Genomic DNA, 12,203 nt, shown 5'->3' with positions numbered 1-12,203 from the left:
CTGAGCCAGGACGACCCGTCCCCCGAGCCAGAACGACACATCGCCTGAGAGAGCGGCCCGTCCGCTGTCGGCTCTCGCCCGGCGGCTACCGCGCCGGGCCGGGCGGGGGCTCGGGGCCCGCGCCAGTTCCTCCAGGTCCGCGAGCATCGCGTCGGCGAGGTCGCGTTCGGCGGCGTAGTAGCGGGTCGCCCAGCGGGCGACGAGTTCGGGGTAGCCCCAGCCGGGCTCGGCCGCGGCCGTCTGGCGGGAGTACTCGGCCTCCTCGTGGAGGCGCTGGGCGTTGTCGCGGTGCTGGGAGACGATCTCGCGCAGGCGGTCGGGGGTCGCGAGGTGGCCGAGCCACACGCGTAGGGCGGCGCCGTGCTTGAGGACGGGTGGCTCGACGGGCGCGGTCCGCACCCAGCGGGCGAGGGCGTCGCGGCCGGCGCCGGTGATCGCGTAGACGCGCTTGGTGCGGACGTCCTCGCCGGTGACCGTGCGGGAGGCGGCGTAGCCGACCTGTTCGAGCCGCTTCAGCTCGGAGTAGATCTGGCTCATCGCGGGGCTCCAGTAGAAGAACCGCAGGATGTGGTCGGACCAGCGGCGCACCTCGTAGCCGGTGAGCTCCTCGCCGAACGACAGGATGCCGAGCACCGCCCACGCCGTCGCGGGCAGCCGCACGGCGTCGGCCGCCCCGGCCGCCCCGGCCGCGGCTCCGGCGGGCTCGGGCGCGGGCTCGGGCTCGGCCGCCTCCTCGGCGGTCCCGTCAGCGGTGGATGGCATGCCAGCCAGCGTAGCCAGGCGGGCGCGTCCCCGGTCCCGCGTCCGTGCGAGATCGCCCCTTGCCGGATGTTCCGATTTGGAATACAACGGAACGGACCCCGGAGGTGGACGTGAAGTTCTCGATGATCTTTGAGGCCCAGCTCGCCGACCCGTCCCCCGAGCACGAGCGGCGGGTCCTGCGCGACTGCGTCGACCAGGCCGTCCTCGCCGAGCAGGCCGGATTCGACCGGATCTGGGCCGTCGAGCACCACTCCCTCAAGTGGTACGCCCACATGAGCGCGCCCGAGATCTTCCTGACGTACGTCGCGGCCCGCACCGAGCGCATCAGGCTCGGCCACGGCGTGGTCTGCATGCCGTTCAACTTCAACCACCCCGCCCGCGTCGCCGAGCGCGCCGCCATGCTCGACGTGCTGTCGGGAGGCCGCCTCGACCTCGGGGCCGGACGCGGCGCGACACGCCAGGAGACCTCGCTGTGCGGCGTCGATCCGGCGCGTACCTACGACGAGGTGGATGAGGCGCTGCGCATCATCGGCTCCGCGTGGCGCGACGAGGAGCTGGAGTGGCACGGCCCGCTGCTCGACATCCCGCCGCACCCGATCCTGCCGCGGCCCGTCCAGGACCCGCATCCGCCGCTGTTCCTGGCGTGCTCGAAGCGCGAGACGCTCGCGCTCGCCGCCGACTACGGCGTCGGCGCGCTCGTCCTCGGCTTCGCGGGGCCCGAGCAGGTGGCGGAGATGCGCGAGGCGTACGGCGCCGCGATCGCCGCCCGCACCGGCGAGCGCCTCGTGTCGTCCGTCGTCAACGACCATTTCGCGGCCCTGTGCCCGACGATCGTCCTGGACGACCGCGCGGAGGCCGTCCGGGTCGGGACGCGCGGCCAGCGCTTCTTCGCCCAGTCGATCGCGCACTGGTACGGCGGCGCGCCGCCGCCCGACGAGGCCGTCCGCCCCGGCGGGGACGAGGTCCGGGAGATCAGGGAGGCGGCCGAACGGCAGGTCGCGTACCTGCACGAGGCGAAGATCCCCGTGCGGCCCAACGCGACGGCCACGTTCAACGCCGAGCACGCCTACGGCACCGCCGACGACGCGATCGCCTACGTCGAACGGCTCGCGGACGCGGGGGTCGACGAGGTCATGTGCCTGATCCAGATGGGGACCGTGCCGCAGGAGGCGTGCCTGGAGACGATCAGGCAGTGGGGCGACAAGGTCGTCCCGCGCTTCCGCTGAACCTTTGAACCTTCCGGACGCGGCGCGGGCACCCCGGTGCCGCGCGGTCCGGGCCCGTACGGCAGGAGGAGACGACGATGGCGGGACCCCTGGACAAGGTGGTGATCGTGACGGGCGGCGCCCGCGGCCTCGGCGCCGCGGCGGCCCGCCGGATGGCGCGCGACGGCGCCAAGGTGGTGATCACCGATGTTCTCGGCGAGGAGGGCGAGCGGACCGCCGCCGAGCTCGGCGCGATGTTCCTCCGCCACGATGTCACCAGCCCGGACGGCTGGCGCGCCGTGGTCGAGGCCGCCGTACGGGAGCACGGCCGGGTGGACGGCCTGGTCAACAACGCGGGCGTGGCGTCGAACCGGCTCATCGAGGACGAGAGCCTGGAGCACTTCGAGCGCGTCCTGAAGATCAACCTCACCGGCGTCTTCCTCGGCCTGAAGTCGGTCATCGAGCCGATGCGGGCCGCCGGGGGCGGCTCGGTCGTCAACATCTCGTCCGCGGCCGGGCTCACCGCGCTGCCCCTCACCTCCGGGTACGGGGCGTCGAAGTGGGGCGTCCGCGGCCTCACCAAGATCGCCGCGGTTGAGCTCGGCCGGCACCGGATCCGGGTCAACTCCGTCCATCCCGGCATGACGTACACCCCCATGACGGCCGAGCACGGCGCCGAGGTGGGCGAGGGCCGCTTCCCGCTCGCCGCCCTCGGCCGCGTCGGCGTCCCCGACGAGATCGGCGAGGCCGTCGCGTTCCTGATCTCGGACGCCGCGTCGTACGTGACCGGCGCCGAGGTCGCGGTCGACGGCGGCTGGACCGCCGGCGAGGTCGTGATGATGCAGGAGAGAGGAGCCTCCCATGCCCCTTGACCCACGCGCGGAGAAGATCGCCGCGGCGATGGCGGCGGGCTTCCCGCCGCTCGGGCCGGACACGGACGCCGCCGACGTCCGCCGCGCCCTGGAGTCGAACCCGATCCCCGACATCGAGCCCCTCCCCGTCGGACGAGTAGAGGACCGCACGATCCCCGGCCCCGGCGGCCCCCTCCCCATCCGCCTCTACTGGCCGCAGACACCCCCCACCGACGGAACGACCGCACGCCCGCCTGGCGCAACCTCCGACCAGACGGCGGAACGACTGCAAGGCGCCCCCACCAACGGCATGACCGCACGCTCGCCCGGCGCGGCCTCCGATTCCGGCGAGGCGGCGCAGCGGCTGCCCGTCGTGGTGTTCTTCCACGGCGGCGGCTTCGTGCTCTGCGGCCTGGACAGCCACGACCGGCTCTGCCGCGCGCTCACCGCCGGGTCCGGCGCGATCGTGATGGCGGTGGACTACCGGCTCGCGCCCGAGCACCCGTTCCCCGCCGCGGTCGAGGACGCGCGCGCCGCCGTCGCGTGGGCCTCCCGCAACGCGGCGGCCCTCGGCGGCGACCCGGCGCGCCTCGCGGTGGCCGGGGACAGCGCGGGCGGGGCGCTGGCCGCGTCCGCCTGCCTGCATGCGCGCGACCGGGGCGGCCCGCACGTCGCGTTCCAGCTCCTGATCTACCCGGTGACGGACGCGGCGCAGGACACCGCCTCGTACCGCGACCACGCCGAAGGCGGTTTCCTCACGGCGGCGCACATGAGGTGGTTTTGGGAGCAGTACCTCAGCGACCCGGCGCAGGCGGCGGACCCCGACGCCTCTCCCCTGCGCGCGGACGACCTGTCGGGCCTCCCGCCCGCCTGCGTCCTCACCGCCGAGTGCGATCCGCTGCGCGACGAGGGTGAGGCGTACGCCGCGCGGCTGGCCGAGGCGGGCGTTCCGGTGCAGAGCCGCCGGTTCGAGGGCGCGTTCCACGGTTTCGCGAGCCTCGACCATGTTCTGCCCGTGGCGGGCGAAGCCCAGCGGATCGCCGCCGAAGCTCTGCGGAACGCCCTCCGCTGACCGGATTCCAGGGGACGTTCGCGGAGAACGCCTCTCAGGTCGCCAGTCCGTGGCGGAACGCGTACGTGACCGCCTGCGCGCGGTCGCGCAGATTCGCCTTGGCGAACAGGTTGTTGATGTGCGTCTTGACGGTGGCCTCGCTGATGAACAGGTCACCGGCGATCTCGCTGTTGGAACGGCCCTGCGCGATCAGCGCGAGGACCTCGGCCTCGCGGCGGGTGAGCCCGTCGGGGAGTTCGTTGCCGGACGCCCGCGCGGGCCGGGGCCGGTCGCCGGTCGCGACCGCCTCGACCAGGCGGCGCTGGACGGCGGGGTCGAGCTGGGCCGCGCCGCCCCGTACGGCCCGTACGGCGCGGGCGATCTCGTCGGCGCCCGCGTCCTTGGTGAGGTAGCCGCGCGCGCCCGCGCGGAGCGCCGCGAAGATCGAGTCGTCGTCCGCGTAGGTGGTGAGGACGACGATCTCCACGTCCGGATGCGCCGCCTTGATCCGCCGGGTGGCCTCGACCCCGTCCACGCGGGGCATCCGCAGGTCCATCAGCACCACGTCAGGTCGGAGCTCCCCGACGAGGGCCAGCGCCTGCTCGCCGTCGCCCGCCGCCCCGGCGACCTCCAGGCCGGGCAGCATCTCCAGCAGGAGGACCAGCCCCTCCCGTACCACCGTCTGGTCGTCGACGACCAGGATCCGCGTCTTGTTCTCCGTCACACCGGCACCCGCAACGACACCCGGAAGCCCTTTTCCTCCGGTCCTGTCTCCAGGGTCCCACCGATCAGCTCCGCCCGCTCCCGCATGCCCACCAGCCCGTACCCGCCGCCGGGGCCTCCAGGACGGGCTCGGTGCCGCCGGTGTCGGTCACGTCGAGCTCCACGGCGCCGTCCCCGTAGCGCAGGACGATGCGGGCGCGGGCCCCCGGAGCGTGCCTGCGGACGTTCGTCAGCGCCTCCTGGGCCGTCCGGATCACCGCCAGGCCGGCCTGCGGCGACAGCTCGCGGGGCGTGCCGGCCACCTCGACCTCGCAGGCCCGGCCGGTGCTGGCGTGGAACTCCTCGGCCAGCTCGGCGAGGGCCTGCTCGGGTTCGGGCGCGTCCCCGCGCAGGGTCGCGAGCGCCCGCCGGGTCTCCTCCAGGCCCGAGCGCGCGAGGCGCTGGGCCCGTTCGACGCGGTCGAGGGCCCGTACCCGGTCGCCGTCGCGGGCCAGCAGCATCCGGGCGCCCTCCAGGTGGACGATCTGCGCGGACAGCGAGTGCGCCAGGATGTCGTGAATCTCCCGGGCGATGCGGGACCGTTCGCCCAGCATGGCGTTGGCGGCCTCGGCCCGGCGCGTGGCGTCCAGCGCGGCCTCCCGCTGGACGCTCGCGAGGGAGCCGAGCGTCACCCCGGCGAACGCGGCCAGGAGCCCGAAGTCGATGTGGTGCCGCTCGGACACCGCCCCGAGCGTCCCCACGGCGACGATCGTCACCGCGCCCAGGGCGACGCCCCAGAACGTGCTGGCCACGCCCACCAGCGTCCAGAGCGCGATCATCGAGAAGACGATCCCCCCGCCGCCGTGCGGGGAGAGCGCGTACAGACACAGCGAGGCGGCCATCGAACCCAGCAGCAGCGCCACGGCCGCGGTCCGCCGCCACGGCGCGTCCCCGCAGTTCCTGAGGACGATCGCGCCGACCAGCATCGCGGCCGTCGTCGCGTTCAGCACGACGAGGAGCAGGCCGACCCCTTCCAGGGCCGGCCGGGGCTCGGAGTGGAACAGGCTCCGCACGTACGCGCCGCCGCCCCACAGCAGCGCGATGACCACGACGGTCAGCCGCGCGAGGCGTTGCGACGGCCTCCGGCGGAACCGGTCGGCGAGAGTCACGACACGACGCTAACCGGTGCGGCTCCGTCCACGCGGCGCGCCCTCCAGAGGACGACGAGGTTCTGGACGAGCAGCGACAGCCCGAGGAAGACCAGGATGTCGCCCGTGCCGGGCCTGACGCCCGCCGCGTACCCGAGCGCGATCACGCCCGCGCGCGCCGCGAGCGACAGCAGCCACACCGCGACCGTCCACGCGCCGCCGCGCCGCCAGAGCGAGCCCGTCCCGTCCCGCCAGACCCGCACGGTCGCCGCCCGCAGGCCGCCCCCGGCCAGCGCCAGGACGATCCCGGCGGCGAGCAGCGCGCCGCCGACGGCCGGGTGCGCCCGGTCCACGAGCCCGCCCTGCGCGAGCCCGACGATCAGCAGAACGGCCGGGAGCGTGAGCATCCTGCGCTCGTCGATCCGCTCCGCCTGGACCTGCCTGTAGAGGATCAGGCTCAGGACGGCGATCGCGATGAGGGCGTTGTCGAGCAGGTTCATGCCGACGACGCTACGGAGCGCGCCCCGCCGAACGGATCGGAGCGGGGCTGGACTTCGCGCCCTCCACCGGCGGGTGGAGTCCCCGAGAACGGCCGCGGGCCGCCCTTGTCCACGGCCGGAGGTGGCCGGATCCGGCCATCCGTGCTGCTTGCTTTAAAAACGTGAGCGTTTTTCAATTTGGTGTCCCCTCGCTCACTCCTGCCACAGCAGTCGGGCGAGTCGTTTCTGGAGCGATCCAAGCCTTCGGCCTGGGCGTACTCCATCCTGGAAAGGTCCATCGAATCCCGTGAAGCCCTCCACCCGCGCCGCCCTGGCGGCGGCGCCCGCCGGCCTCGCACTGGCGGGCGCGCTCGCCGTTCCCGCGAACGCCGCCGCGCCGAGGCCGTCCGTCCCGTCCCAGCCGCAGGCCCGGAACCAGGCCGCCGCGCCGCAGGTGCCCGCCTTCGACTTCAAGAAGGAGTGCGCGCCGCTGCCCGCCGGCCAGGACCCGGCGCTCGCCGTGTGCCTCGGCCTCGTCGTCACGGACGGGACGATGAAGCTCGGCGGCCTCAGCCAGCAGATCAGCAAGCCGCTGCGGATCGTCGTCCAGGCGACCCAGGCGTCCCCCTCGGAGAACAGCAAGATCACGAGCGTGCGGATGTCCGGCAGGCCGATGAAGGTGCCGGGCGGGGTGACGGGCCTGCTCGGCCTGCCGATCCCGGGCACCGACGACCTGCCGTTCTTCAAGGTGGAGGTGCAGGCCAAGTACGCGGGCGGGTTCGAGTTCGAGCTGCCCAACGCCAAGATCGGGCTGAAGATCAAGATCAGGAACGACGCGCTGGGCGCCGGCTGCTTCATCGGCTCGAAGAAGGACCCGATGAAGCTGGACCTCGCCGTCGACTTCAGCAAGGTCACGATCGTCGACCCGGGCGACCCCGCCGACCCGTTCGGCCACCCGACCGTGCTGAACGGTCCGGCGGAGGACAGCGCGTTCGCGGTGCCGAAGACCGCGGGCTGCGGCCTGCCCGGCCCGCTCATCGACTGGAAGGTCGGCCTCCCGTCGCCGTCCGGCAAGAACGCGGCGTCGTTCAACACCTACATCGCCCTCGGCCAGTACGCGGCCCCGAGCGCGCGGGCGGCCCGTTCCGGCGCCCGTCAGAACCCGCTCGACCGGCTCCGCGCCCTCAAGATCGGCTGACCGCCCCGGGGCCGTCCACCCCGCCGAACGGCCCCGGCCCCGCTCCCGCCGCCCGCGCACGCCCTCCGGCCGCTACTGGACTGAACGTCAGTACTTGTTCCCCCGGTAAGCGATCCATTACGTTACCGGCGGGAAACTCGTGCCTGGAGGTACGCCGGATGCGTCGCGCCACCCGCTGGACCACACCGCTCGCCGTCACCGCGCTCGCCCTCGGCGGCGCCGTCCCCGCACACGCGAGCCCTACGCACCCCACCGCCGCGCGGAACGCCGCGCCCGCGCAGGGCGGCAGGCCCGCCGCGGCCCCGTCCGGATGGACGGCCCGCCCCGCCACCTACGACGTCGCCATCGAACGCGACGTCGTTCTCCGGATGAGCGACGGAACCGAACTCGTCGCCGACATCAGGCGTCCCGCCCGCAACGGCAAGGCGGCGCCCGGACGGTTCCCGGTCATCGTGACGCTGACGCCGTACAACAAGACCCTGCCCGGCGCGAACATGGCCAGCGAATACCTCGTCAAGCGCGGATACGTCCAGATCGTGGCGGACGTCAGGGGCACGGGCGGCTCGCGCGGGAAATGGGAGGCGTTCAGCGCACGCGAGCAGCGGGACGGCAAGGAAGTCGTGGAATGGGCCGCGTCGAACGCACGGCCCTGGAGCGACGGCCGGGTCGGCATGGTCGGCGCCTCGTACGGCGGCATCAACCAGATTTTCACGGCCGCGCAACGCCCGAAGGGCCTCAAGGCGCTGTTCCCTGTGGTGCCGATGGGCGACGCCTACCGCGACGTCATCGGGACGGGCGGGCAGCTCGGCCTGGGGTTCGTTCCGATGTGGCTGGCCGCCGTGGGCGGAACCGGGCTGCTGCCGCCCACGTACTCCGGCGCGAATCCTCAGAAGGCGCTGAAGGTGCTCCAGGAGCATTTCGGCAACATCGGCGAGTTCCAGATCGCGATGCTCTTCAACGCGCTCACGGGCGGGGACAAGGCGTTCGACGGCCCGTTCTACAGGGAACGCTCGCCGCTTGAGGTCGTGGACAAGGTGAACGTGCCGACCTATCTGGTCGGGGGCGAGTTCGACCTCTTCCAGCGCAGCGAGCCGATGCTCTACCAGCGGCTCGCCAAGCGCGTACCGGCGCGATTCGTGTACGGCCCCTGGTACCACATCGACGGCGCCTCGCCAGCGCTCGGCATCACCATCCCGGGCACGCCCGTCCCTCCCGGACCGCCGATCCAGGAGCAGATGCTGCGCTGGTTCGACCGCTACGTACGGCAGACCCCCGACAAGGCACTCAACAAGGACGTCGCCCCGGTCACCTACTTCGAGAACGGCTCGGGCCGGTGGAGGACGTCCGCCCAGTGGCCTCCCGCCGACGTCCGCTACCGGGCGTTCCACCTCAACGGCTCCGCCAAGCCGGGCCGCCCCGGAACGCTGACGACCGCCAAAGCGAAGGGCAGCGGCCCGGACCCCGTTCCCTGGAACCCGTTCGCGGGACTCTGCTCCCGTTCCACCGTGCAGTGGGCGGGCGCGGGCTTCCTCAAGCTGCTCGGGCTGTCCTGCGAGCACGACAACAGCGGGAACGACAGGCTCGGCGTCGCCTACGACCTCCCCGTCGCCAAGCCGCTGCGCCTCACCGGCCCCGTCAACGCGCACCTCACCGTCTCCAGCGCCGCCAAGGACGGCCAGCTCACCGTGCGCCTGGAGGACGTCGCGCCGGACGGCAAGGCCACCCAGCTCACGTCCGGCTGGCAGGTGCTGTCGCTGCGGGCCCTCGACGCCGGACGGACCGTCCGGCGGGACGGCCTGGTCACGCAGCCGTACCACCCGTTCACCAGGGCCTCGGCGAAGCCCATGCCGAAGGACCGGCCGGTCGCGGTCGACGTGGAGGTCTTCCCCGCGGCCGGAGTGATCAAGGCCGGGCACCGCCTGCGGATCTCGGTCCAGACGGCCGACTTCCCGCACCTGTTCCCGCCGCTCCCCCAGCTCGGCGACTCGATCGGCAACGGCCTCAAGCTCTGGCACGACCCGGAGAACCCGTCCTGGGTCGCCCTCCCCGTCCACCCCTCCTGACCGCGCTCCCCCCTCGACGGCGAGAGCGGCCATGACCGCTCAGGCCCCCACGCCTGCCACGCGCGGGGCCTGAGGACGGGAATCCGCCGGTCCCGGTTCAGAAGGTGCGCTGGGTGAACCAGGTCGCCTGGCTGGACGGGTTGTTCAGGTCGAAGGTGGTTCCGGACAGGCGCCTGTCGGAGCCCAGCGAGCCGACGTAGCGTCCCCGCGCCCCGTAGGACCACTGGACGGTGAAGGAGATGCCGGTGCCCTCCACCTCTCCCTCCTCGACCGTCCCGACTCCTCCGCTGAACGACGCGGACCCGAAGAGCCTGCCGCTGCCGTCCTGGGTCATGTTGACCGTCACGGTGGCCCCGTTGCTCTGGAAGACGGAGTAGCGGCCGCTCGCGTTGAAGGAGGGCGCGGCGAGCGCCCTCTGCGCGGAGACCGGTGCGGCGGGCGCGGCGTCGGCCGCGGGAGCCGCGGCCAGGACGCTCGCGCCCGCGGCGAGGGTCAGGCCGGCCATGGCGAGTCTGCTGAACATGGTGCCTCCTGTTCGATGACGAACCGTGCAGGAGTCAGCCTCGCCGCGGCCGGGCGGGCGCAGTATCCCAAGGTTCGGGGGTTGCGCCCGCCACGGGCCGGGTGCGTTCAGACGTCGATGCGTTCGGCGTCCAGCTCGGAGGCGCCCGCCGTGATGAACTCGCGGCGGGGGGCGACCTCGCTGCCCATCAGCAGGTCGAACACCTTGGCGGCCTCCTCGGCGTCCTCGACGCGGATGCGCCGCAGCATGCGGTGGCGCGGGTCGAGGGTGGTCTCCGCGAGCTGGTCGGCGTCCATCTCACCGAGGCCCTTGTAGCGCTGGATCGGCTCCTTCCAGCGCTGGCCCTTGCGCTCGAGCTCGACCAGCCTGCGGCGGAGCTCGGCGTCGGTGTAGGTGTAGATGTACTTGTCCTGGCCCTTCTTGGGCTTGATCAGCTCGATGCGGTGCAGCGGCGGGACGGCGGAGAAGATGCGGCCCGTCTCCAGCATCGGGCGCATGTAGCGGTAGAAGAGCGTCAGCAGCAGGCACCGGATGTGGCTGCCGTCCACGTCGGCGTCGGCGAGGATCACCACGCGGCCGTAGCGGGACTGGTCGAGGTCGAACGTGCGGCCCGACCCCGCGCCGATCACCTGGATGATCGCGGCGCACTCGGCGTTCTTGAGCATGTCGGCGACGGACGCCTTCTGCACGTTGAGGATCTTGCCGCGGATGGGCAGCAGCGCCTGGAACTCGGAGTTGCGGGCCAGCTTGGCGGTGCCGAGCGCCGAGTCGCCCTCGACGATGAACAGCTCGCTGCGCTCGTCGGCGGTGCGGCAGTCGACCAGCTTGGCCGGGAGCGCCGAGTTCTCCAGGGCGTTCTTGCGGCGCTGGTTGTCACGCTGGGTGCGGGCGGCGATGCGGGTCTTGGCCGCGCCCACCACCTTCTCCAGAACGGCGCGCAGCGGCTGCTTCTGCCCGCGCGGCGGGTTGTCGAAGACGTTCTTGAGCTCCTTGGAGACGACCTGCGTCACGATGCGCGTCGCGGCGGACGTGCCGAGGATCTCCTTGGTCTGCCCCTCGAACTGCGGCTCGGGCAGCCGTACGGTCACGACGGCCGTGAGCCCTTCGAGGATGTCGTCCTTGAGGACGTTCTCGTCGCCGTTCTTCAGCAGCTTGCTGGCGCGCAGCTGCTCGTTGAGGACCTTGACCAGGGCGCGGTCGAAGCCCTGCACGTGCGTGCCGCCCTTGGGCGTGGCGATGACGTTGACGAACGACTTGGTGATGGTGTCGTAGCCCGTGCCCCAGCGCAGCGCGACGTCGACCTCCAGGTCGCGCTCGACGTCGGTGGGGGTGAGGTGGCCGTGCTCGTCGAGCACCGGAACGGTCTCGGTGAAGTGGCCCCGGCCCTGGAGCCGGAGCACGTCGACCAGCGGGGCGTCCTTGGCGAGGTAGGAGCAGAACTCGCTGATGCCGCCGTCGAAGCGGAACGTCTCCTCGACGACCTCCTCGCCGCGCTCGTCGCGCACCTCGATGGTCAGCCCGGGGATGAGGAACGCGGTCTGCCGCATCCGGTCCATGACCAGGGACTGCTCGACCGTGGCGTCCTTGAGGAAGATCTGGAGGTCGGGCCAGAACCGCGTGCGGTTGCCGGTGGTGCGCCGCGCGACCTTGCGGACCTGCCGGACGCCCGACTTCTTCTTGAACTTGGCCTTGGGCCCGTCGTCGGCGAACTCGCCGGGCAGGCCGCGCCGGAAGCTGATCGCGTGGGTGTGGCCGTCCCGGTCGACCTCCACGTCGAGGCGGGCGGACAGGGCGTTGACGACGGACGCGCCGACGCCGTGCAGGCCGCCGGACGCGGTGTAGGACACGCCGCCGAACTTGCCCCCCGCGTGCAGGCGGGTCATGACCAGCTCGACGCCCGACAGCTTGGTCTTCGGCTCGATGTCGACGGGGATGCCGCGCCCGTTGTCACCGACCTCGAACGAGCCGTCGGCGTGCATGATCACGCTGAGGTGGGTGCAGTGGCCTGCCAGGGCCTCGTCGACGGAGTTGTCGACGATCTCCCACAGGCAGTGGGCCAGGCCACGGCTGTCTGTCGACCCGATGTACATGCCGGGTCGCTTGCGCACGGCCTCCAGCCCCTCCAGCACCGAGAGGTGCCGGGCGGAGTAGCCTTGCGTGTCGTCGGTGGGCCCGGTGTTCAGGGGCTCTGTGGCGGTCGCGGCGGTCAACTGCGTGTGCT

At 72.7% G+C, this 12,203-nt stretch carries 10 protein-coding genes and 1 pseudogene; 5 read left to right on the top strand and 6 right to left on the bottom strand.

Annotated features, from left to right (window positions below):
• Positions 1–417: 417 nt before the first annotated feature.
• Positions 418–762 (bottom strand): annotated as a pseudogene (locus GEV43_RS51210) (PadR family transcriptional regulator); the annotation flags it as partial.
• A gap of 104 nt (positions 763–866) precedes the next feature.
• Here GEV43_RS51210 and GEV43_RS27990 point away from each other — a divergent pair.
• The 3 genes from GEV43_RS27990 to GEV43_RS27980 all read left to right on the top strand — a co-directional run bounded on the left by GEV43_RS27990 (position 867) and on the right by GEV43_RS27980 (position 3,890).
• A complete protein-coding gene (locus GEV43_RS27990; protein WP_206681308.1) occupies positions 867–1,988 on the top strand; it encodes an LLM class flavin-dependent oxidoreductase in 1,122 nt (373 codons plus the stop codon).
• Between the two features lie 77 nt (positions 1,989–2,065).
• Entirely contained in the window at positions 2,066–2,839 is a 774-nt protein-coding gene (locus GEV43_RS27985) for a glucose 1-dehydrogenase (RefSeq protein WP_160823254.1), read from the top strand.
• Positions 2,829–3,890 carry an alpha/beta hydrolase gene (locus tag GEV43_RS27980; RefSeq protein ID WP_241683065.1) on the top strand — a complete coding sequence of 354 codons (1,062 nt, stop codon included), beginning with the start codon at positions 2,829–2,831 and terminating at the stop codon, positions 3,888–3,890. The genes GEV43_RS27985 and GEV43_RS27980 overlap by 11 nt, the downstream gene beginning before the upstream one ends.
• 34 nt (positions 3,891–3,924) lie before the next feature.
• Here the strand turns inward: GEV43_RS27980 and GEV43_RS27975 are convergent, their stop codons facing one another.
• From GEV43_RS27975 to GEV43_RS27965, 3 genes are all read right to left on the bottom strand, one after another.
• Positions 3,925–4,593: a response regulator transcription factor gene (locus GEV43_RS27975; protein WP_309239871.1), complete on the bottom strand. Its 669-nt coding sequence runs from the start codon at positions 4,591–4,593 to the stop codon at positions 3,925–3,927.
• A 64-nt stretch (positions 4,594–4,657) separates the two neighbouring features.
• On the bottom strand, positions 4,658–5,740 hold the full coding sequence (locus tag GEV43_RS55215; RefSeq protein WP_160823253.1) for a histidine kinase: 1,083 nt from the start codon (positions 5,738–5,740) through the stop codon (positions 4,658–4,660).
• The gene (locus tag GEV43_RS27965; RefSeq protein WP_160823252.1) at positions 5,737–6,219 is read right to left on the bottom strand and encodes a hypothetical protein; all 483 of its coding nucleotides are present in this window, start codon (positions 6,217–6,219) and stop codon (positions 5,737–5,739) included. Before GEV43_RS27965 ends, GEV43_RS55215 begins: the two co-directional genes overlap by 4 nt.
• 286 nt (positions 6,220–6,505) lie before the next feature.
• On the opposite strand from GEV43_RS27965, the gene GEV43_RS27960 reads away from it, so the two are divergent.
• Both GEV43_RS27960 and GEV43_RS27955 read left to right on the top strand, forming a co-directional pair.
• Positions 6,506–7,396: a hypothetical protein gene (locus GEV43_RS27960; RefSeq protein WP_160823251.1), complete on the top strand. Its 891-nt coding sequence runs from the start codon at positions 6,506–6,508 to the stop codon at positions 7,394–7,396.
• Positions 7,397–7,554: 158 nt separating this feature from the next.
• Positions 7,555–9,459 carry a CocE/NonD family hydrolase gene (locus GEV43_RS27955; protein ID WP_160823250.1) on the top strand — a complete coding sequence of 635 codons (1,905 nt, stop codon included), beginning with the start codon at positions 7,555–7,557 and terminating at the stop codon, positions 9,457–9,459.
• A 97-nt stretch (positions 9,460–9,556) separates the two neighbouring features.
• On the opposite strand, the gene GEV43_RS27950 is transcribed toward GEV43_RS27955, so the two are convergent.
• Entirely contained in the window at positions 9,557–9,982 is a 426-nt protein-coding gene (locus GEV43_RS27950; RefSeq protein ID WP_160823249.1) for a hypothetical protein, read from the bottom strand.
• 107 nt (positions 9,983–10,089) lie between these two features.
• Positions 10,090–12,192, bottom strand: coding sequence for a type IIA DNA topoisomerase subunit B (locus GEV43_RS27945; RefSeq protein ID WP_160824810.1), 2,103 nt, complete (start codon positions 12,190–12,192; stop codon positions 10,090–10,092).
• Positions 12,193–12,203 lie beyond the last annotated feature (11 nt).

Source organism: Actinomadura sp. J1-007 (assembly GCF_009793335.1).
GTDB lineage: Bacteria > Actinomycetota > Actinomycetes > Streptosporangiales > Streptosporangiaceae > Spirillospora > Spirillospora yumaensis.
Note: the sequence above shows the minus strand (reverse complement) of the source record. Positions and strands in the feature narration are given on the sequence as shown.